Origin of the sequence: Haloarcula sp. R1-2, assembly GCF_011627385.1 — an archaeon.
GTDB lineage: Archaea > Halobacteriota > Halobacteria > Halobacteriales > Haloarculaceae > Haloarcula > Haloarcula marismortui.
On record NZ_JAANTG010000002.1, the window covers coordinates 417,026 to 437,758 of the forward strand.

Genomic DNA, 20,733 nt, shown 5'->3' on the forward strand with positions numbered 1-20,733 from the left:
CTGTTTAAAACTTCGGCAGTCGCGTGACTGACAAGTGCCGGGCGGCCGTCCGCCGGCAGAACCCGCTTCAGTCCAGAAACTCGACGCCGGTGATTTCGAACCGCGCGCCGCCCGTGTTGCTGTCGGTGACGAGGATGTCCCAGCCGTGTGCGCCCGCGATGGTCCGGACAATCGAGAGCCCGTAGCCACTGCCATCCTCGGCAGTGGTGAAGCCGTGGTCGAACACGTTGTCCTTGATTTCGTCTGGGATTCCCGGGCCGTCGTCTTCGACGTAGAAGCCGTTGTCAAGTGGGCCGACGCGGACGATAACGGCCCCGTCGCCGTGTCGAATGCTGTTCTGAAAGAGGTTCTCGAACAGTTCGATGAGGCGGTCGGCGTCTGCGCTCACCGAGCCGATGTCCTCGTAGTGGAGCGTGGCTCGGTCGGTGGTTTCGCCGTGTCCCTCCCAGGCGGTGTTAACAACGGCCTGAACGTTCGTTGCCTCCGGGTTGGTGACGACGTTTCCCTGCCTTGCGACACGGAGCAGGTCCTCGACGAGACGGGCCATCCTGTCGCTCGTTTCTTCGAGGGCATCAAGATGTTCCTCGTCACCCGTCTCGCGGGCCAGATGCACCCGCGAGGATATGACGCTGAGCGGGCTCTTCAGGTCGTGGGCGAGGATGTCGGTGAACTCCTTGAGCCGGTCGTTCTGGCGTTCGAGCATCTTGTCGTACTGGTGTTTCTCTGTCGTGTCCTGGCTGACTGCGACGAACCCTGTCAGCTCTCCGTCCTCGAGTTGCGAGAGCGAGAGGGTGGCCCAGAACACGGACCCATCAGCCCGCCGGTGCCAGTGCTGTGTCTCGACGGGGCCGCTCGCCACCTCGATCAACAGCGATTCAACGGTTGTCTCCATCTCCTCGGGGTCGGCAAACAGCATGTCAACGTGCTGGCCGACTGTCGCGTCCCGGTCGTAGCCGTACAGTGACGCTGCCGGCTCAGGCCACGTCGTGATGGTGCCATCTGTGTCGAGCATGAACACTGCATGCGAGGACAGCCCCTCAATGAGGCGTTCAGAGACCGAGTCGTCGCTGTCCGCTGTCTGTTGGTCCGAACTGCTGTCTGCTGGGTCGGTGTCCATCAGTCGCACCTACTCGGGCCAAACCAGTGGCGACTCACCCGGCATGAGAAGCACTGTGACAGGTCACCCATGCTGAGATATACAACATCTAACACCTTACATACTGTGGTTTTCACAATCAAAATAAGTTGTGAGGAAATGGGTGAAAACCGCGCAGTACTGCGATTTCATCTCCAGAAAGCGTCGGAATGACTGGTACTGATAGCAATTCACTTATCGCTACGGCAATACGTTCTCACCTGCCGAAACCGCTCCGTGCGAACAGAAAGCTGGTGACTACTCGTCGTCGCGGCGGTCGGCTGGTGTTCCCTGCGGGACGGCGTCGTCGTCGCTGCCCGGCGCGGTGTCGGCCTTGTCTTTCGGCGTCGCGTACTCTCGGACGTACGCGAGCAGTTCCTCCGGCGTGGCGTCGACGCCCTGTCTGGCGAAGAAGTTCGCGACGTTGCGGCAGTCCCGTTCCAGAAAGTCGTCGGCGTTGGGATGGTGGATGGTCACCGCTTGCCCGAGGTCGATGATATACAGCTGCCCTTCGTGGAAGACGATGTTGTACTCAGAGAGGTCGCCGTGGACGAGGCCGGCGTCGTACAGCCGGCGGGTGTACTCCTTGACAACCTCGTAGGCCGTCTCGGGGTTCTCGATGTGAACCTCGCTGAGACGTTTGCTACGGCCCTCCTCGGTCCCGAGATACTCCATCACGAGAACGTTCCGCTCGACGGCGATGGGTTCCGGCGTCCGGACGCCGGCCCGGCGGGCGCGCTTGAGGTTCGACGACTCTTTGCGGACCCACGCGGTGACGACCTTCTTTTTGTCCGAGCCGATGCCCTCGAAGCGGGGGTCGCCGTCGAGATAGCTCCGCATATCCTTGAAATCGGATGCGTTGATGCGGTATACTTTGACTGCGACCTCCGTCTCGCCCGACAGCGCCGTGTAGACGTTTGCCTCCTTGCCTGTCGAAATCGGCCCGCCGAAGGCGTCGATGTGGCCGTCCTGCACGAGCTTGTACAGCGCGCCGTAGGTGGCATCGTCGAAGACGCTGGCCTCGACCTTGAACTGGTCTGCGTCCTTGATGCGCTTGCGGAACTCGCTGAACTCGCGGTCCCGTTTGCGGGCGATACGGTCGGCTTCCGTGTCGGAAACGTCGACCTCTTCCCATTCGTCACCCGGTGAGTCGACGTCGTCCGTATCGAGCAGGCCGAACTGCCCCTCTGTCACGCTTGTGCCTCCGTCGAGCGCGCGGCCAGATACATATCAGGCTACTCCTGAATGTGGCCCTCCTCGCGCAGTTGGTCGGCGTCCTGTTTCTCATAGCGCCACGTGATGTCGGCTTTCTCGTCTTGCCAGTCCCATGGTTCGACGAGGACCACGTCGTCTTCGCGTATCCAGATCCGCTTTTGCATCTTGCCCGGAATCCGGGCTGTGCGCTCGACGCCGTCCATACAGCGTACCTTGACGCGGTTCGCGCCAAGCATGTCCATGACGACGGCGAACACCTCGTCCTCTTCCGGCATCCGCAGGTTCTTCCTGCTGTCGTTGTCGCTCATAGACGGTACTTCGACGGGGAGAGGTTTAAGGTTTGGAAAAGTTGGACCGTGAACCCGGTCCATGGCCCCCGTCACGGTGTGGGACAGACGCTGGGGCCGTACAAAAAAGCGTGGTCGTCGCGTCAGTCAGCGCCGAGGCAACCGACCCACGAGCAGTCGGTGCACGTCTCGATGCCTTTCGCTGTCGTCGTCTCGCCGCGACAGCGCGGACAGACGGACCCGACCTCCGGCGACTGGACGGACTTACTCATCGGTGATGATATCGGCTGACAGACCCTGTGCCATCTCGATGTCCTTGGAGTTGTTCAGCGTCCAGGCGGTGCGCTCGGTGACGGCCTCGATGACCTCGCGGCCACTCGGGAGGCCGTTCCCGGACTTCTTGACGCCGCCGAAGGGCAGGTGGACCTCCGCGCCGATACACGGAAGGTTCCCGTAGGCGAGACCGATTTCAGCCTCGTCACGGAACTGGTTGATCTGGCGGTAGTCCTCGGAGATGATGGCGCCGGCGAGGCCGTAGTCGACGCTGTTGTGCATCTCCAGCGCCTCGTCGAAGTCACCCGAGTACTCAAGCAGTGCGACGTGGGGACCGAACACTTCCTCGTTGATGCAACGCAGGTCCTCGTCGTAGTCGACTTCGTAGACGAACGGGCCGACCCAGTGACCCTCCTCGTGGCCATCGGGAATCTCCTCGGCACCGAGGTCGGCGCGGTCGACGAGCACGTTCGCGCCCTCCTCGCGGGCGAGTTCGTTGTAGCGCTTGAACTTCTCGACCTGATCCTCCTCGATGAGCGGCCCCATGAACGTGTCTTCCTCCAGTGGGTCGCCGACGGCAATGTCCTCGGCGATGTCGACGAACCGTTCCTTGAATTCGTCGTAGAGGTCTTCGTGGACGATGAGGCGCTCCGAGGAGACACAGCGCTGGCCAGTCGTCTTGAAGCTCGACATCACGGCCGAGTGGACGGCGACGTCGAGGTCAGCTTCATCCGTAACGACGACGGCGTTCTTCCCACCCATCTCGCAGGCGGCGATCTTGCCGGGCTCGCCACCGACCTTGGAGGCGATCTTGTGGCCGACTTCGGCGCTCCCGGTAAAGAGGACCGTCTCGACGCGGTCGTCCTCGACGATGGCGTTGCCGGCGTCGCCATAGCCCTGCACGAGGTTGAACACGCCGTCCGGGATGCCCGAGTCCTCGAACATCTCGGCGATGATGTGGGCACACCACGGGGTCTGTTCGGCGGGCTTCCAGACGACGGTGTTGCCCTCGACCAGCGTCACTGCGAGGTGCCAGAACGGGATAGCGACCGGGAAGTTCCACGGGGTGATACAGCCGACGACGCCCTTCGGCTTGCGCCGCATGTAGGCGTCCTTGCTGGCGATCTCCGACGGTACCACGTCGCCGTGGGGGTGGCGGGCGTTGCCGGCGGCCCACTCGACCATGTGCCAGGACTCGGTGACGTCGGCCAGCCCTTCGCTGATCTCCTTGCCACACTCCATGGTGACGATTTCGCCGAGTTCTTCGTGGCGGTCACGCAGCTCGTGGTAGATGTCCCAGAGGTATTCCGCGCGGTCGATGTGCGAGAGCGAGCGCCACTCGTCGTAGGCGTCCTCTGCCGCAGCCAGCGCGCGGTCGACATCGTCCTCCGTTCCGCGGTGGAACGAGGCGAGGGCCTCGCCGGTGGCCGGGTTCTGACTTGTGAACGTTTCGTCGCCGGTGCCTGTCGTCCATTCACCGTCGATGTAGTGTCGACGTGAGTCGTCTGTACTCATGATAGGTACTGTACGCGTCCCCCACCAATATGTTCCACCGTCCATGGTCAGGGGTCGGCAATAACCTGATATATCCTCTACAATCCGGCATTATCTCCCATGGTCGGTGTTCCCCTTATCAACCGCACCTTTATTTGCGTCCATATCGTGACTATCCTTAGCACCCCTTCATACGGAGGGCGCTCAGTATGAGTAACGCACAATCACAACACGGGGGACTCCAACTCACCCTGAGCATCTGGCATCCTGACTGCTGGACGCTCGAAGTCACCGACAAGACGGCGGCGGGTCTGCTGGCCCACGGCGTGTACAACACACAGAACGGTAGCGTGAAGGGTCTGTTCACCGCGTACGCCGACAGTATTAGCGACGTTGAGGCGCTCATCGACGCGACTCGTGACTCATCACTGACTGACTCTGTGCTGGAGTTGCGCGAGCGTCACGGCGCGACTGGAACGGGCTCGTCGCCGGGGAACACGACTCGCGAGTTGTTCGTCGAGTACAACCCGGACAACACCATCAGCGATAGCCTGCTCTCGCGCGGGTTCATCCACAACGACCCGGTTCGGGTCCGGCATGGTCGCGAGCACTGGCCGGTGTTTTTCCCGGACTCCCGCGACGAAGCGGAGTCACTCCTCGACGAGATCCGCGAGGAGCAATCGGCCGATATCGAGGTCACACGAATCACGTCCGCTGGCGGCGGCAATCCGAAGCAGCTTCGCCGGATGGACCGGCTTTCGGACAGCCAGCGCGAGGCGTTCGAACTTGCCCGACAGGAGGACTACTACGCGTGGCCACGGGGTATCTCGACGCGCGAACTCGCGTCGAAACTCGGCGTTTCGAAGACAACGCTGCTCGAACACCTTCGGAAAGCAGAAGCAAAACTGCTCGACCCGGACCAGTAGTTTAGCTCAGCACGGCTCGGACGGCGAACAGCGCGTTTTCCTTGCGCTCGCGGACGCGCCGATAGAAGTAGGAGAACCACTTGTCGCCGTAGGGGATGTACTGCCACATCGGGATGCCCTCGGCGGCGAGGTCGCGTTGTTCGTCGTCGCGGACGCCCATCAGCATCTGCACCTCGTAGTCGGTGCCGTACTCGTCGTGGAGGTCTTTCGCGTAGTCTATCATCGCCGGGTCGTGGCTACCGACGCCGATGCCGCCCTCAAACTCCTCGAACATCAGTTCGAGACAGTCCCGATAGGCTTCGTTGACGCGCTCTTTCTTCTTGTAGGAGACCTCTTCGGGCTCGGAGTAGGCTCCCTTGACTAGCCGGACCTTCCCGGGAAGGGGTGCAAGCCGCTCGAGGTCCTCGGGCGTCCGCTTGAGGTTCGCCTGCGTACAGACGCCGACGCCGCCCTCGTGTTCTGTGACGAGCCGTTCGTACGCGTCGAGGGTTACGTCGGTCGTGGTGTAGTCCTCCATATCGACCCAGACGAAGACACCGTGGTCGTCACCCGCCGCGACGATACGTTCGAGATTCTCGACGAACACGTCGTCCCCAACATCGAGACCGATCTGTGATGGCTTGACCGAGACAGCGCAGTCGAGGCCGCTCTTGTCGATTTCCTGTATCAACTCGACGTACTGGTCTGCGTCCTCGTCGGCTGGCTGGCGCTCGTCGTAGTGTTCGCCTAACAGATTCAGGATGCCCTTGACATCGTCGTCATTGAGCGAAGCGACGTGGTCGAGCGCCCCCGGCGCTGTCTCCCCGGCGACGAAGTTGTTCGCTATCGGCGGAATCATTATCGAAACTACGCCACTATATCAGCCTAAACGCACCCCCTACCAAAAAAATCACACACCTGAAGCCTGAAATCAAGCGAGAGTGAAACTGCCGAGCGTATCGTCGTCGTTCTGATAAAACGTGTGCTCGCCCGTAATATGCGCTGTGCCCGAAACGACTGGACTGGTCACGGTGACACCGCTGTCGACGCTGGTGTCGGTAATATACCCCTCGAACGTCGACCCAACTGGACCGGTAACTTCGACACGCTCGCCGACGGCGAGGTCGCCGTCGACATGATGGAGCGTCAACCGCGCACACGTGCCTGTTCCACAGGGGGAGCGGTCGACGGAGCCGTCGGCGAACACCACACAGCTCCGGTCGCTGTCGTCGCTAGCGGTGAGTTCGACCGCTGAGACGGTTGCCCGCGTTCCGGTGACTGGGTCCTTGGGTGCGGCGTCGTTGACTGCTCGGCGGAGTTCCAGTGCGGGGTCGATACACTGCGTGGCGTCCTCGCTGTTGAGCACGACCCCGAGGCTGTCAGCGTCGACCACGGCGAAGTAGTTCCCGGAATAGACGATACGAGCCTCGACCGGGACGCCATCCTGTTCGACGGTAACCGTCTCACAGACGTAACTGTCGACGTTTTCGAACGCAACGCGACGGACGACGCCGTCAGCTATCTCGACCGTCACGTCGACGAGCCCGGCGGGGGTTTCGACGGTCAACTCTGGCGCTTCGGGAAGCTCGCCCCGCTCGATGAGTGCGGTGACGACCCCGATGAGGCCGTGGCCACACATGTCCAGATAGCCGTCAGTGTCCATGAAGAAAACCCCGAGGTCGGCCCGGTCAGTCGGGACCGGGACCGCGCCGAACATGTCCGCGTGTCCGCGGGGCTCCTGCATGAGGAGTTTCCGGACGCCGTCAGCCGTGGCTTCGAACCGGTCACGCCTCTCTCGGACAGTCTCTCCGGCAAGCGTGTCGGCCTCGATACCGTCGAGTACGATGCGTGTCGGTTCTCCGCCCGTGTGCGTATCTACTGTGATGAACTCCGTTCGTTCCATAGCCGTAGCGATACTCTATGCGGCAAACGCGTTCCAGAAGTATTAATTCACGGCTTCTCGTATGCTGTCCAGAACATGGTGCCTACCATGGACGGGGACACGGTTATACAGGGACTTGCGAAAAAGGATATCAGTATACCATGAACGAACATGACACGCGTTCGATTGACAGGCGAAGCGTAATCAAAGCTGCTGCCAGTGCCGGACTTGTCGGCCTTGCCGGCTGTTCCGGTGGTGCTCCCGACGAAGGTGATGGGGGCGACGGTGGCGACGGCGGCGACGGCGAATCGACGGATTCCTCGACGGACTCAGGCTCCGAAACCTACACCATCGGGATGGTTGACAGCCTTTCCGGTTCACTGTCGGCGTTCGGTCAGCGGAACCAGCGCGGCAAGGAAATCGCGCTTGACGATATCAACTCCGTCGGTGTTAGTGGCGGCGAACTGGCGATCTCACAGCAGGACGACCAGAGTACGAGCCAGGGTGGAGTCAGTGCAGCCCAGACACTCGTCAATCAGGAAGAAGTTCCGCTGCTCATCGGTACTGTCGGGAGCGGCGTCAGCACGGCTATCCACGAGAGCGTCGTCCAGAACACGGACGTCGTCCAGATCAGTCAGAACAGCACCAGCCCGAACCTGACGAACTTCCCGGACCTGCTCCGGATGCCGCCGGCCGGCAAGGCTCAGGCGGAAGCGATTTCATCGCTCCTCAACGAGGATGGTAATGAGTCCGCTGCCCTGGCCTGGATCAACAACGATTACGGGCAGTCCGTCGGTGAGGCCTTTATCGAGGCCTACGACGGAGAAATCGTCTACAACGAACCCCACGACCAGGGTCAGTCTTCTTACAGCAGTACAATCTCCTCGATGTCTGACACCGACGCTGACGCGTGGGTGTTCATCACCTACCAGCCGGAGTTCGCGACGATGTCCCAGGAAGCGTTCGACCTAGGCGTCACCGACCAGGCCGCCTGGTACGGCGGCGACAGCGTCAAGGGCCCGAAAGTCCTCGAATCCGCTCCCGAAGGTAGCCTCGACGGAATGAAGGCCGTGGTTCCGAGCGTCCCGCAGGACGCCGAGAACTACCAGGCGTTCGTCTCGGAGTTCGAAGAGCGCTTCGGCGAAGAACCCACGTCGTGGTCGGCCTACGCCTACGACGCGGTGGTCGTCAGCGCGCTCGCTATCGAAGCCGCCGACGAGTTCACGGGCGCGGCGCTCATGGAAGTCGTCCGGGACGTGACCCGTCCCGAGGGTGAGGAGGCGACCTCATACGAGGACGCACACGAGATTCTGGCGAACGGTGGCTCACCGTCGGACGTGGATTACACCGGCGTGAGCGGCCCCATCGACCTCGACGAGAACGGTGATCCCGTCGGGTTGCTGCAGGTGTTCGAAGTCGTGGACCACGCGTACGAATCCAGCGGCTTCATCGAGGGCTAAGGCGGCCACGACCCTTTTCCATTTTCACCAATGGCGCAGATATTACAGTACCTGGCAAACGGGCTCGTTTTCAGTAGTATCATCATCCTCGGGAGTATCGGGCTCTCGCTGGTCTACAGCATCGCCGACTTCGCGAACTTCGCACACGGCGATACGATGACGCTTGGTGCCTACGGGGCGTTCGTCGCGTTCGGTGTGTTCGGCGGCCTTGGCGGCACCGTTCTCGGTCTCCCAATCGGGTTCTTCCTGTCGCTGGCGGTCGGGATGGCGCTTGCGGCGGTCGTCGCCGTCCTCACTCATATTCTCGTGTACAAGCCCCTCGATACGGACTCGATCGGGCTGCTCATCACGAGCATCGGCGTGGCGTTCGTCTACCGCGCAGTGCTACAGGCGACCTTCGGGACGGACTTTCTGCAGTACGATATCAGCCGCAGCGGACCGATTCCGGTGCTGCTTGACACGCTTGATGTCGCAGTCACACAGCGAGACGTGGCGATTATTGTCAGCGCGGCGGTCCTCGTCGCCGGCCTGCATCTCCTGCTCCAGCGGACGACGCTTGGCCGGAAGATGCGCGCGACGGCTGACAACCCCGACCTTGCACGCGTAAGCGGTATTCGAACTGACCGCGTCATCCTCGTCATGTGGGTCGTCGGCAGCGCCCTGGCCGCCGCCGGCGGCGTCTTCCTTGCGCTGTACAGCCAACTCGACCCGCGAATCGGCTTCAACATCCTGCTGGTCGTGTTCGCCGCAGTCATCCTCGGCGGTATCGGGTCGGTGTACGGCGCGATGCTCGGTGGACTCCTCATCGGGATGCTCCACGAACTGACGCCGTTACTTAGCGATGTCGGCCTTCCGGTCAGCAACGCTTACGCGCCGGCTGTCGCGTTCGTCATCATGGTCGCGGTCCTGCTTGTCAGGCCCCGCGGCATTGCAGGTGATATGACATGAGCACACTCGATGTCGGTACGTACTCGCCGCGCGAGAAGGGTGTCGTCGGACTGCTCGGCGCGCTCGCCGCGCTCCTGCTCGTCGCGGTTTTGACCGGCTTCCTTGCACCAGCGTACCTGCTGTATCTCATCGGGCTGTCGGCGATGTACATGCTCCTCTCGATGGGGCTGAACGTCCAGTGGGGGTACGGTGGCATGATCAACTTCAGTGTCGCGGCCTTCTTCGGCCTCGGCGCGTACGGGACCGCATTGCTGACGGCGTCCGGCTCGCCGATATCCGGCGGCGTCAGCCCCGTCATCGCGCTGTTTGGCGGTCTCGGACTCGCCGCAGTGCTCGCAGTGATCATCGGGTACCCGACGCTGAAACTCCGCGATGACTACCTCGCAATCGCGTCGCTGGGACTCGCAGAGGTCGTGCGTATCTTCATCCTCAACGAATCACAGTGGACGGCGGGCAGTGCCGGTCTGACCGGCATCCCGCTGTTTTTCTCCGACTGGCCCGTGCTCGGCGACCTGACCTACCCATACGTGTTCAACGTGGGCGGGACGCCGGTGTTCAACATGAGCCAGTCGGTCGTCACCAGCCTGCTGAACGTCGTTCTCGTCACGGTGATTGTCGCAGCGGTCTATCTGTTCCTCCGGCGCATCCACCAGTCGCCGTGGGGCCGCGTCCTCCGAACGATTCGGACCGACGAGGACCTCGCAGAGACGCTGGGCAAGAACACGTTCGCGTTCAAGATGCAGGCGTTTGTCATCGGGAGCCTCATTATGGCGCTTGCGGGCGTGTTCTACTCCCACCTCGTCCTGTTCGTCAGTCCCTCGGACCTCCAGCCGATCACGACGTTCTACGTCTGGGTCGCTGTCATCCTCGGCGGCACCGGCAGCGACCGCGGTGCGATGCTGGGCGGATTCACTATCGTTGCCATCCAGCAGGGGACGCGCTTCCTGACCGACACTGGCGCGCTGCCCATCGGCGCGGCACCGCTCCGACTCATGCTGGTCGGTTTGCTCATCATCTTTATCGTCAGGCTCCGCCCGGAGGGGATTCTCCCGCCGGAGCGCGAACTTATCTGGCCCGACTCGATGGGTGGTGGTCGCGATGAGTGAGCAGTCGCTCGTCTCCGACGGCCCGGTTCTCGGGAAAGACGACCCCGTTCTCCGTGCTGAGGGGCTGGAGAAACGCTTTGGCGGCCTCGTGGCAACGGACGACGCGTCCATCGAGGTCGAACGCGGCACGATTACGGGTCTCATCGGTCCGAACGGGGCCGGCAAATCGACGCTGTTCAACCTCGTCTCGGGCTTCTACGAGCCCGATGCGGGCTCCGTCTCGGTCAACGGCGTTGACGTGACCGGCCAGAAGCCCCACGCGATCGCCGATCAGGGGATGATCCGGACGTTCCAGACGCCGCGAAAACCGGAGGGCATGACCGTTCGGGAGGCGCTACTGGTCGGACCACACAACCAGACCGGGGAATCGATTATCCCGCTGTTCACCTCGCCGAGTACCGTCGAACAGGAGGAACGGCGCTCGCTGGAACAGGCCCAGCAGATGCTCGAACGGTTCGAAATTGGCGATCTGGCGACCCAGCCAGCAACGGACCTCTCGGGCGGACAGATGAAACTGGTCGAACTGGCCCGCGGGATGATGGCCGAACCCGACCTGCTGTTGCTCGATGAGCCGGTCGCCGGGGTCAACCCTGTGCTGGCCGACAAACTGGCCGGGTTCATCGAGGAACTCAACGAGGAGGGCATCACCTTCCTCATTATCGAACACGACATGAACTTCATTATGCGGCTCGCCGACCCGATTATCGTCCTCAATCAGGGGAGTGTCCTCGTCGAAGGGCCGCCCGAGGCGGTCCGGAGCGACGAGCGCGTCATCGACGCCTACCTCGGAGGGCCGTCGGAATGACCGACCCTATCCTCACCGTCGACGGCGTCGACAGCGGCTACGGTGAAGTGCAGGTACTCGATGACCTCTCACTGACGCTCGGCGAGGGGGAGATCGCTTGCCTCGTCGGCCCGAATGGGGCCGGTAAGTCCACCGTCCTCAAGACGGTGTTCGGCATGCTGGAGCCATGGACCGGCTCGGTACGTCTTGGCGACCGCGAAATCGGCGGGATGGCCCCGGAAGATATCGTCCGTATCGGCGTCGGCTACGTCCCACAGACCGAGAACGTGTTCGGCTCGCTGACCATCGACGAGAACCTCCGGATGGGTGGGGTCGCTCGCGACGACGGCCTCGATGAGGTCGTGGCCGAACTGTACGACCGGTTCCCCATCCTCGACGACAAACGCACCGCGAACGCGAAGACGCTATCGGGCGGTCAGCGACAAGTGCTGGCCTTCGCCCGTGCGCTCGTGATGGAACCCGACGTGTTGCTCATCGACGAGCCAAGTGCCGGGCTAGCACCCAACACTGCGAAAGAGGTGTTCGACGACGTGGAGACGGTCAACGACCTCGGCACGTCGATCCTCATGGTCGAGCAGAACGCCCGCGAGGGACTGGGCATCTCCGACCGCGGGTTCGTCCTCGACCAGGGGACAGTCAAGTTCGAGGGCGAGGCTGACTCACTGCTCGACGACCCCGAGGTGTCTCGACTGTACCTCGGCGGCGAATCGCGCCGCTGAGCCCACGTTTCGCTGTTTTCCTCGCGTTCTTCGCGGAGCCACAGCGACGACTTCCCGGGGGTTGCACTCGAACGGACAAGGCAACACAGAAAAGCCCCCCTTGCATACCGCCTGCCAATGACTGTGACGCTGCCGACCGAGGCCGACGACTGGGCCGCTGCGTGGCGCGACCGAATCAACGAGCGTGCTGCGTTCGCCGACAGCGCTGACGACTTCACCGCCGTATTCTGTTTCGAAATCCGCGCTGACGACGCCTATACCGGCGAACCGATACAGTTCGTCGTTGTCATCAAGGACGGTGCCTGTACCGCCGCTGGGACGGTCGCGGACCCCGAGTACGACTTCGCGTTCCGTGGCCCCTACAGCGAGTGGGTCACGATGTTGCAGGGCGACCTCGATATTTCTGCCGCCGCGATGGACGGAACCTTCGACGTTGAGGGCGACACGATGCGGCTGCTTCGCCGGCAGGACACCATCGCCGAGATGGTCGCGGCGGCGCAGAACGTCGACACCGAGTTCGAGCACTGACCGACGGGCTTTTGTCCGCCCGCTTGGCCTACACGGGTATGTTGGATAAACTCGGTGCGGTTGGCATCGGCGGCATCGTCGTGTTGCTCGCCGGCATCGGTCTGGTCGCGTGGAAGGCACCCATCGTCGCCGTCGGCATCGCTCTCGTTGTCGGGGGCCTCGGACTGGTCGTCTACGGCCTCGTCACGAGCCTGCTCGGTGCGTTCGGACTCGGCGGAGGGATGGGCGGTATGGGTGGCGGCGGCATGGGCGGTGGCGGCATGGGCGGCGACGGCATGCCCTGAGGCGGAGACGACTAACAGGCGGTGTCCGCATCAATATCGAACTCGAACCGTGCACCGCCGTGTTCTCCAGCTGTGGCACGTACTGTCCAGCCGTGGGCTTCGGCGATTGCCCTGACGATATAGAGACCGAAGCCGGTTCCGTCAGCCGCCCGTGACGCGCCCGGTTCGAACACCCGCTCCCGTTCGTCGGGAGCGATTCCCCGGCCGTCGTCCTCGATTGCGAAGCCGTCGGGCGTCGGTACGACGCGAATCGTTATCTCGATGGTGTCAACTCCACTGTCTTCGTCAGATGTGCGTTCGTCGCGTCCAGGCCCGTGTGTCACGGCGTTGATGAAGAGGTTCTCGAACAGTCGAAGCAGCCGCTCCGGGTCAGCTTCGACCAGTATCGGCGGCGGCGGTTCCAGCACTGCGTTGCTGGTTTCGACGTGAACCCATGCCGTCGTTGCCACGTCAGCGATGTCGACCGCCTGCTCGTCGGTTGCAAGCGTTCCCTCTCTGGTCGCGGTTCGCATGTCCTCGATAATTGATTCTAACCGCTGTAACCCGTCTCTGGCGGCATCGATACGCTCGGGCGACAGCTCCTCGGCAGCGAGTTCGAGGTGGCCGCTGGTGACGGCAAGCGGCGTCCGGAGGTCGTGTGCCAGCAGGTCGGCGAACTCCGTGAGCCGCTCGTTCTGTCGCTGGAGGTGCCACTCCCGCTCGCGCCGGTCCGTGATATCTCGACCGACACCGCTGAACCCCTGAACTGTACCGTCGTCCCCCGCGAGGAGCAGACCGCTGAGCTCGAACGTCACCACCCCTTCTGTCGTCTCTGCTCGCGCTTCGACGGTTGTTTGACCCGACTCGAACACGTCCTCAATAGCTGCTTCAACGGCTTCCCGGTCGTCTGCAACGAAGAACTCGGTCGGGTCCATTCCCGACAGCTCGCCGTCCGTCAGGCCGAACAGTTCGTTCAGCCGAGCGTTCCAGTACGCAAGTTTGCCGTCTGCGTCGTAGACGTAGAAGACGTCGTCGAGAGTCTCGACCGCGGCCGCCAGAACACGACACTGGTCTTCCATGCGAGACAAACGCACCCGAAGACCATAACTACTCAGTACGGCTGGCTCGCCGTTGTGCCACCGACACACCGAACGGAGTGCCATGTCGCTCCGTCCTGTTCGACGGACGCCAGCGTCTAGTTCTCGCTCGTCGGCCGGTCGGCCCGGTGTTCGCTGATGATCTGGTCGACCATCTCCGCGTTCTGCTCTTTCCGGCGGTCGGCGGCGCGTTCTTCCCAGTCTTCGATTGCCGCCTCGATTTCGCCTTCACGGGCGACAGCCAGTTCGTCCACTTCCTGTACGGTGACCATCTCGGCTGGCGCGACGGGGATATCGCTGTCGAACAGCACCTGATCGGCAATGTCGGAGAGGTTCCCGTTCCGGAGGACGATTTTCGGGTCGATATCCGCCAGTTGCTGGGCCGTCGACCGGCCCGCACCCGAGGCGTCCCGGAACATGACGATGTCGTCCTCAACGAGGCCAAACCGCTCGTCGGCGTCGGCGATAGCGTCCTTGGTGAACTGTTCGACCACCTTGACCGGGGTCAGCCCCTCCTGTTTCTCCGAGACATCGGCGAAGTTCGAGTGGTCGAGCTTCCACAGCGCTTTCAACCGTTCGAGCTTGTCAGCCAGCGCCTCGCGTTTCTCCTGTTCGTCATCGACTTTCCGTTCGAGGGCCTCGTTGCGCCGCTGGAGCCGCGTCACCTCGCGGTCTTTTCTGACCTCGCGCCGGCCCTCGCTGCGGGCCTTCTCCAGTTGTTTGTCCTTTTCCGAGAGCTGGTCGTCCTTGCGCTTGATAGTCTCTTTGAGGTCGTCGACGTGTGACTCAAGGCGTTCGATGCGGGCGTTCAGCCGCTTGATTTCCTTCTCGTCGTCGGTGAGTTCCCGCGGTTCGTGGGCCGTTGTGTCCTCGTCCTCGCTGTCGTCGTCTTCGAGGTCCCGCAGCACTGTTTCGACGCTCTCCTCGCCGGCGACGACACGGTCGATGACCGGTCCCACATCGTACTGTGGCGGGACCTTGCCCGCGACACGCTCGAACTGGTCGGCGTGGTGGTCGAAGGCGTAGAGCGCGGCGGCCATCGCGTCGCGTTCGTGGTCGTTGTCGTAGGACTCCTCCCGTGTCCGGTGTTTCTTCTCGTCCACCGGAAGGTCCGTGTCGGGCTCCCAGCCGGCGGCGCTAAAGGAGCGTCGGAGCTTCTCGACGGTTTCCGGCATCGGCGTCACGTCGGCAGCAACAACGACGGGCCGCCCGCGCTCGATAATCCACTCCGTCGTCGCGGCAGCGTCGTCGGTGCGCGAGGAGTACACGTCCAGTACAGTGCCGTCGAGAGAGACGATGGCAACAGCCGTCGTCGTTCCAGGGTCGACGCCGACGACGACGTGGTCGCGCCGCTTTGCAAGCGGCTTGAACTCGATGCCGTCCCGCCGCTGGCGCTCGATTTCGACGCGCGTGTCGCCCGACCGGGCTCTCGACACCGGAATGTCCTGTGGTCGGGCCGAGACCTGAAACACGGCGTTGGAGAACCCGCCGTACTTCTCGGTCACGTCCCGCTCGTACTCCAGACCGGCAGCGTCGAGCTCGGACTCGATTTCGCGCGCTCGCTTCCGGACTGCGCCGTGGATGCGCCGGGTGTAGCGGTCTTCTGACCACCCTCCCTTTCCGGTCGAGCGGCCCCGCGAGACCTTCACCTCTGTTGTATCGGTGAAGGCGGACACCTCCTGCCCGACGTTGGCGGCGGCCAGACGGGCCGCGGCCTCGGCCTCCTCCATCGGGTCCTTGCCGTAGGGGACCCCGTGGCGCTTGGCGACCCGGGAAAGCGGCTCCGGCCGCTCGTCGCCGGTCACCTGCACCAGTTTTGTTTCGTCGGGGAGGGACCCGAGGACGTGGATCAGGGCATCCTTGTCCTCGGCGAGTTCGTACATGTTATCCGTCGCGACGATGGCCGGCTCCTCATCCTCGATACGCCGGCGGAGCTTCCGCCGCGAGACCACGTCTCGCTCGACTGATTCCCCGTCGAAGACCACCAGCGCGTACGACGGTGCGTCACCGCGCACGTCGCCGCTCTGGATGTCGACACCGAAGACGACTGCGTCGAGCGCTGCCGTGCGGTTCACGAACCATGGTAGGCGACGGTCGACTATAAATCCGTTCCGGGCTAGCAGGGTGGGTCGTGTTTCGGGACGCGATGGCGACTTCGAACAGCCAGAAAGCCCCCCGACCCAAACATCTCTTACCGGGGCGCTCCGACAGCCCACTATGACCATCCCTCGCTGCGCCGCGAGAGAGACTTCAGAGGTGGGTCGGAATGGCGTCTGAACGGGAGAAGATGCTGGCGGGCGAGCGCTACGACGCGAGCGACCCAGCACTCGTTGCTGCCCGAGAGCGTGCGAACGAACTCACCCGGGAGTACAACCAGACCGACCCATCTGAGGCCGACACCAGACAGGCGCTCATCGAGGACCTCTTTGGCTCGGTCGGTGCGGACTGCCACGTCGAACCGCCCTTCCGGTGTGACTACGGCGACAACATCCACGTCGGCGATGGGTTCTACGCGAACTTCGACTGCGTCGTACTGGATGTCTGCCGGGTCGATATCGGCGACGACTGCCTGCTCGGGCCGGGTGTCCACATCTACACCGCGACGCACCCACTTGACCCGGATGAACGACGTAGCGGCGTCGAGTACGGGAAGCCGGTGACTATCGGCGACAATGTCTGGGTCGGTGGGCAGGCGGTCATCAACCCGGGCGTCACCGTCGGCGACGATGCCGTCATCGGGTCCGGTGCGGTCGTCACCGACGACGTTCCTGCTGGCGTCGTCGTTCAGGGGAACCCCGCGTCGGTCGTACGTGAAATCGAGGATTGACAGCGCCGGACAGTAGTTGCGGCCGAACGGGTGTGACCCGTCGCGGGGTTCTTCGCGCTGTGGCACGTACCGTCTCTATGGACACGACGACGGAACACAGCGTTCGGACGGTGGAAACGCGAGACGAACTTGACGACGTGCTGGCCACGGCCGACCACGTCTTGGTGATGGTCCGGACGACTGGCTGTACTATCTGCAAGTCCATGGAGCCGATACTCGATATCGCTGCGAAAGCCACTGACGCCACAGTGGTCGTGTTCAATCCGAAACACGACCTCGATGCCGTCGACGCGTTCGATGTCCGGAGTGTCCCGACGTTCCTGCTGTTTGCTGACGGGGACCTGATTCACCGCCGTGCTGACGGGTTCGTCCCGGCCGAGGACCTTATCGAGTTCGTCGAACGCGGGCTGGAATCGCGTACGTGAACTGGGTTGGATTGTCACACTGAGGCAACACTTTTGTCATTGCTTGTCGAAGCGGTCCGACGATGGCCCTCCAAATCGGCTCCGCCCTCGAAGAGGCGGGGTACCGGCTGTTCAGTCGTACCGGCGCGATACTACTTGTAGCGTTTTTTGCCCTGATGGCTAGCTTTCAAGTCCTGTTCAATTCAATCCTGGCGACGACCTACACCAGGATGGGATACGGCGAAATTGCCGCAGCCCTCCCGCTCACCTTCGACATCCCGCTTACTGTTGCTGGTGCCGGTATCGCTGTCACCTCCGTCGTCTCACTGTATCTCACTGTCGTGTCCTTCCGGACGTTTGTCCCCGGAGCGCGCGAGAGCTTCCCTGAAGGTGCGTTCACGCGGAACGTGCCACTCGCGCTGGTGAACGTGTTCGTCGGCGGGATCGTCTACAGCCTGCTGGTGTTCATCGGGTCGATCTTGTTCCTCATCCCCGGCATCTTCGCCTACGTCGTGTTCATTTTCATGATGCCGTACGTCATCGTCGAAGACCGGAACTTCGTTGCGGCGCTCAAAGAGAGCTACCGGCTCACCAAGGGTGACCGGCTCGCGCTGTTCGGCCTGCTGTTGATTGTTGGTGCCGCCGCGGCGGTCGTTGGCGGGATCATCGGATTCATCGGCTCGCTGGCGCTTTCGGGACCGGTTTCGCAACTGCCAACTATCGTTATCCAACCCCTGGCGTCGCTGTATGGCACCGCGATTATCGCAGTCGCGTTCGAGCAACTGCGGACGGCTGACGGGCGGCCGCCGTCGGCCCCGAGCGAGGACGACACGACGATGACGGCGCTCTGACCGCTGTCGTCCCCATTCGGGACGACTCTGTCGGACCGTGACTGTCTTATCCGTCCAGTTTCCTACCGGGAGCAATGCGACGGCATCGGGTCGGGACGAGCCTGTACGCTGGCGTGCTGTTCGTCGTCCTCGGAACGCTCGCGTGGGCGAGCGGCCAGCCATTCATCTTCCCGAGTCTCGGCCCGTCTGCGTTCATTCTCGCATTTCAGCGGGACGGCGACCGGACGGGGCTGGCCAGTGTCGTCATGAGCCATTTCATCGGCGGTGTTGCGGGGCTGCTCGCGTACAGCCTGCTTGCTGGCGGTGTCTCGCTCGTCGCGGACCCAACCGCATTCTCGATGGCCGGGCTTCGCCTCGTCGCGAGTGCGACCCTCTCACTCGTCGTGACAAGCTGGGGGATGATTGCGACCGATACGGTTCACGCGCCGGCCTGTGCGACGACGCTCATCGTCTCGCTAGGGCTGCTCTCGACCCCGCTGCAGGTCGCAGTCATCGTCGTCGGTGTCGGTGTCCTCGTCGCGTTCCACGCGCTTGTGCTGTCAGCGTACCACCAAGCGACCGATCCGTCCCGGCCAAGTCTGGTCGATGGCTGATGCAATCACACAGACCCCTGCACCGCGCTCACTCGTCCGATAGCTGGACGGTCAGCACTGGGACCGGCGATTCGCGGACGACCGTCTCTGCGACGCTGCCGATGAGATAGTGGTCCAGTCCGGTCCGGCCGTGGGTCCCCATCACGACGAGGTCCGCCGGAACGTCCGTGACCGCGTCGACGATTTCGGTCTTCGGGACGCCCTCACGCCGGGTGGTCTCGACCGAAACGTCGTCAGGGAGCTCGGCGACGGTCGCTTCGACGGCTGCCCCGGCGCGCTCGCGCTCTGCTTCGAGCCACGCGTCAGCCGAGAGGCCGCTTGACGGACTCTCGAACCGGTTTCGGGTGTCGACGACCGAGAGCACGTGGACCGTCGCGTCGAACCGGTCTGCAATTTTCCCGGCGTGTCTCGCGGCCGCACCGATACCGTCGCTGCCGTCGGTCGGGAGGAGAATCGTGTCGTACATCGGCTCAGACACCACCCGTCGCCATCAGGAACAGCGCTGCGGCGATGACTGCGAACAGCCCGCCGACGAACTTCTTGATGGTCCCGGTATCTAGCGCGGTCGAGACGTACGGTGCAATCTGGCCGCCGGTGACGGTCGCAGGCACGGTCCAGACGACCATGTTCCACGGCGTCGACGCGAGGTCGATGGAGTGTGCGCCCGGGACGAGGCCGCCGCCGAAGACGTGGACCAGCGAGGCCAGAACCGCGGTCAGCGCCACGACGATGTGGTTCGTGCCGATGGCGACTCGGACCGGGACATCGGTTCGGAGCATCGAGATGATGCCCAGTTCGCCGACGCCAAAACCGGCCAGTCCCTGGAAGACACCGCCGATGCTGTAGTTCGCGAAGCGTTCGAGATAGCCGCCGCGCGTGTAGCCGTAGTCGTTGCCGTCGCGGTCGACGCGCGTCACGGTTCCGTTGTCGGCCGTTTCGACGCCGGCCGGCCCGAGTTTGTTGTCGTCGTCGGGGAGCGTCGCATCACCACCGTCAGCCGACACCTCTGGGTCATTGTCGCCTGCCTCACCCGGTTCCTCGTGGCCGAGGTCGGCCTTGAAAAGCAGGTACGACGCCGCCAGCAGGGCGATGCCAAGCAGCGCGTGAAACAGCGGCTCCGGGATGACAAACGACAGCAGCGCGCCGGCGACGACAAAGGGCACGCTCCCGAAGACGAGGCTCAGTGCGAGCCGCCGGTCGACGAGCCCGTACTGGATGAACGCGAGTGCCGAACTGGAGAGGCCGAACGATTCGCTGATGAGTCCGACCTTCACCAGCGTTTCTGGAGTCAGCGTCTCCCCGGCGAGTACCGGGAAGATGAAGATGAGAAACGGGACGAACAGGGCCGACCCGCTGATACCAACCGTATTGACGATGGTGGCACCGGTAACGAAGGCGATGCAGAGCCACCAGTACTCGAACCAGTAGCCGGTGCCCGCGTCAGCGGGCGTCGGTGCAGCGGTGTACACACCGACGACGAACAGCAGTGGTGCCAGAAATACGAAAACGTGCTGGTACTTGAGAAACCCCTTCTGGAGTCGACTGGACGGTGACGACGTGGTCATTGACGCGTGAACCCAGCATTGTGAACTATCGCTTAAATCCCTTGTTGTCTGTACTTGTTTCAAAAATGATGGCAAAAATCGGTGAAGACGGCAAAAACGCATGGCCTCTCCGTCGCCCTAATATCCCTAATATTTATTTCACACCCCGTGGTAACATGTATCGTTATGAGTTTTCCAGAGGGACCAATGGAGTCGGGCGGTCGGTCGAGTTACGATGAAGACGTTGCTGCCGACGCTACGGACACAGACGGGCTCTTTGGACCCCTGCGTCGGTTCTCGAAGCGGTGGTCCCGCCGCTATATCGAGATGCGTGTCGACGCGCTCGAGAGTCGCTGGGACTGACTCGCCGTCGTGTCGCGTTCCGGAAAAGGACTAT

Annotated in this window: 24 protein-coding genes; 13 read left to right on the top strand and 11 right to left on the bottom strand. The window is 62.8% G+C overall.

The genetic code is table 11. The features are described 5' to 3' along the window. Positions 1-67 precede the first annotated feature (67 nt). The 5 genes from G9C82_RS10250 to G9C82_RS10265 form a co-directional block, all read right to left on the bottom strand. A complete protein-coding gene (locus tag G9C82_RS10250) occupies positions 68-1,117 on the bottom strand; it encodes a nitrogen regulation protein NR(II) (protein ID WP_127014039.1) in 1,050 nt (349 codons plus the stop codon). Positions 1,118-1,393: 276 nt separating this feature from the next. Continuing rightward, positions 1,394-2,329, bottom strand: coding sequence for a serine/threonine-protein kinase Rio1 (gene rio1 / locus G9C82_RS10255; RefSeq protein ID WP_004959225.1), 936 nt, complete (start codon positions 2,327-2,329; stop codon positions 1,394-1,396). 41 nt (positions 2,330-2,370) lie between these two features. After that, positions 2,371-2,658, bottom strand: coding sequence for a translation initiation factor eIF-1A (eif1A, locus tag G9C82_RS10260; RefSeq protein ID WP_004516096.1), 288 nt, complete (start codon positions 2,656-2,658; stop codon positions 2,371-2,373). A gap of 122 nt (positions 2,659-2,780) precedes the next feature. Next, on the bottom strand, positions 2,781-2,909 hold the full coding sequence (locus G9C82_RS20905; protein ID WP_007189436.1) for a hypothetical protein: 129 nt from the start codon (positions 2,907-2,909) through the stop codon (positions 2,781-2,783). Then, entirely contained in the window at positions 2,902-4,425 is a 1,524-nt protein-coding gene (locus G9C82_RS10265) for an aldehyde dehydrogenase family protein (RefSeq protein ID WP_127014040.1), read from the bottom strand. Before G9C82_RS10265 ends, G9C82_RS20905 begins: the two co-directional genes overlap by 8 nt. A gap of 188 nt (positions 4,426-4,613) precedes the next feature. On the opposite strand from G9C82_RS10265, the gene G9C82_RS10270 reads away from it, so the two are divergent. After that, positions 4,614-5,330: a helix-turn-helix domain-containing protein gene (locus G9C82_RS10270; protein WP_004959217.1), complete on the top strand. Its 717-nt coding sequence runs from the start codon at positions 4,614-4,616 to the stop codon at positions 5,328-5,330. 1 nt (position 5,331) lies between these two features. Here G9C82_RS10270 and G9C82_RS10275 read toward each other — a convergent pair whose 3' ends face one another. Both G9C82_RS10275 and G9C82_RS10280 read right to left on the bottom strand, forming a co-directional pair. After that, positions 5,332-6,168 (bottom strand): proline dehydrogenase family protein, encoded by an 837-nt coding sequence (locus tag G9C82_RS10275; RefSeq protein WP_004959207.1) that lies wholly within the window; start codon positions 6,166-6,168, stop codon positions 5,332-5,334. 72 nt (positions 6,169-6,240) lie between these two features. Beyond that, positions 6,241-7,212, bottom strand: coding sequence for a proline racemase family protein (locus tag G9C82_RS10280; RefSeq protein WP_127014041.1), 972 nt, complete (start codon positions 7,210-7,212; stop codon positions 6,241-6,243). Between the two features lie 140 nt (positions 7,213-7,352). Here G9C82_RS10280 and G9C82_RS10285 point away from each other — a divergent pair, with 140 nt between their 5' ends. The 7 genes from G9C82_RS10285 to G9C82_RS10315 all read left to right on the top strand — a co-directional run bounded on the left by G9C82_RS10285 (position 7,353) and on the right by G9C82_RS10315 (position 13,041). After that, positions 7,353-8,651, top strand: a complete 1,299-nt coding sequence (locus tag G9C82_RS10285) for an ABC transporter substrate-binding protein (protein WP_127014042.1) — start codon at positions 7,353-7,355, stop codon at positions 8,649-8,651. Between the two features lie 30 nt (positions 8,652-8,681). After that, positions 8,682-9,599: a branched-chain amino acid ABC transporter permease gene (locus G9C82_RS10290; protein WP_004959192.1), complete on the top strand. Its 918-nt coding sequence runs from the start codon at positions 8,682-8,684 to the stop codon at positions 9,597-9,599. Further along, positions 9,596-10,705, top strand: a complete 1,110-nt coding sequence (locus G9C82_RS10295; protein ID WP_127014043.1) for a branched-chain amino acid ABC transporter permease — start codon at positions 9,596-9,598, stop codon at positions 10,703-10,705. Before G9C82_RS10290 ends, G9C82_RS10295 begins: the two co-directional genes overlap by 4 nt. Further along, entirely contained in the window at positions 10,698-11,510 is an 813-nt protein-coding gene (locus G9C82_RS10300) for an ABC transporter ATP-binding protein (RefSeq protein WP_004959188.1), read from the top strand. The genes G9C82_RS10295 and G9C82_RS10300 overlap by 8 nt, the downstream gene beginning before the upstream one ends. Next, complete coding sequence (locus G9C82_RS10305) at positions 11,507-12,229, top strand: ABC transporter ATP-binding protein (RefSeq protein ID WP_004959186.1); 723 nt, start codon at positions 11,507-11,509, stop codon at positions 12,227-12,229. Before G9C82_RS10300 ends, G9C82_RS10305 begins: the two co-directional genes overlap by 4 nt. Before the next feature lie 117 nt (positions 12,230-12,346). Continuing rightward, positions 12,347-12,757: an SCP2 sterol-binding domain-containing protein gene (locus tag G9C82_RS10310; protein ID WP_004959170.1), complete on the top strand. Its 411-nt coding sequence runs from the start codon at positions 12,347-12,349 to the stop codon at positions 12,755-12,757. A gap of 38 nt (positions 12,758-12,795) precedes the next feature. Further along, positions 12,796-13,041 (top strand): hypothetical protein, encoded by a 246-nt coding sequence (locus G9C82_RS10315; protein ID WP_004590621.1) that lies wholly within the window; start codon positions 12,796-12,798, stop codon positions 13,039-13,041. Between the two features lie 11 nt (positions 13,042-13,052). Here G9C82_RS10315 and G9C82_RS10320 read toward each other — a convergent pair whose 3' ends face one another. Next, entirely contained in the window at positions 13,053-14,099 is a 1,047-nt protein-coding gene (locus G9C82_RS10320; protein ID WP_127014044.1) for a HAMP domain-containing sensor histidine kinase, read from the bottom strand. A gap of 116 nt (positions 14,100-14,215) precedes the next feature. Beyond that, entirely contained in the window at positions 14,216-16,192 is a 1,977-nt protein-coding gene (locus G9C82_RS10325; protein ID WP_127014045.1) for a DUF460 domain-containing protein, read from the bottom strand. Between the two features lie 191 nt (positions 16,193-16,383). On the opposite strand from G9C82_RS10325, the gene G9C82_RS10330 reads away from it, so the two are divergent. The 4 genes from G9C82_RS10330 to G9C82_RS10345 all read left to right on the top strand — a co-directional run bounded on the left by G9C82_RS10330 (position 16,384) and on the right by G9C82_RS10345 (position 18,792). Then, the gene (locus G9C82_RS10330) at positions 16,384-16,944 is read left to right on the top strand and encodes a sugar O-acetyltransferase (protein ID WP_004959160.1); all 561 of its coding nucleotides are present in this window, start codon (positions 16,384-16,386) and stop codon (positions 16,942-16,944) included. Positions 16,945-17,021: 77 nt separating this feature from the next. After that, positions 17,022-17,369, top strand: a complete 348-nt coding sequence (locus G9C82_RS10335; protein ID WP_004959159.1) for a thioredoxin family protein — start codon at positions 17,022-17,024, stop codon at positions 17,367-17,369. A 62-nt stretch (positions 17,370-17,431) separates the two neighbouring features. After that, positions 17,432-18,199, top strand: a complete 768-nt coding sequence (locus G9C82_RS10340) for a glycerophosphoryl diester phosphodiesterase membrane domain-containing protein (protein ID WP_004959158.1) — start codon at positions 17,432-17,434, stop codon at positions 18,197-18,199. Between the two features lie 74 nt (positions 18,200-18,273). After that, positions 18,274-18,792 carry an HPP family protein gene (locus tag G9C82_RS10345; protein WP_007189428.1) on the top strand — a complete coding sequence of 173 codons (519 nt, stop codon included), beginning with the start codon at positions 18,274-18,276 and terminating at the stop codon, positions 18,790-18,792. A 28-nt stretch (positions 18,793-18,820) separates the two neighbouring features. Here G9C82_RS10345 and G9C82_RS10350 read toward each other — a convergent pair whose 3' ends face one another. Both G9C82_RS10350 and G9C82_RS10355 read right to left on the bottom strand, forming a co-directional pair. Next, entirely contained in the window at positions 18,821-19,258 is a 438-nt protein-coding gene (locus tag G9C82_RS10350; RefSeq protein WP_127014046.1) for a universal stress protein, read from the bottom strand. 4 nt (positions 19,259-19,262) lie between these two features. After that, a complete protein-coding gene (locus G9C82_RS10355) occupies positions 19,263-20,357 on the bottom strand; it encodes a sulfite exporter TauE/SafE family protein (protein WP_004959152.1) in 1,095 nt (364 codons plus the stop codon). Positions 20,358-20,522: 165 nt separating this feature from the next. On the opposite strand from G9C82_RS10355, the gene G9C82_RS10360 reads away from it, so the two are divergent. Beyond that, the gene (locus G9C82_RS10360; protein ID WP_160164314.1) at positions 20,523-20,699 is read left to right on the top strand and encodes a hypothetical protein; all 177 of its coding nucleotides are present in this window, start codon (positions 20,523-20,525) and stop codon (positions 20,697-20,699) included. Positions 20,700-20,733: the final 34 nt, after the last annotated feature.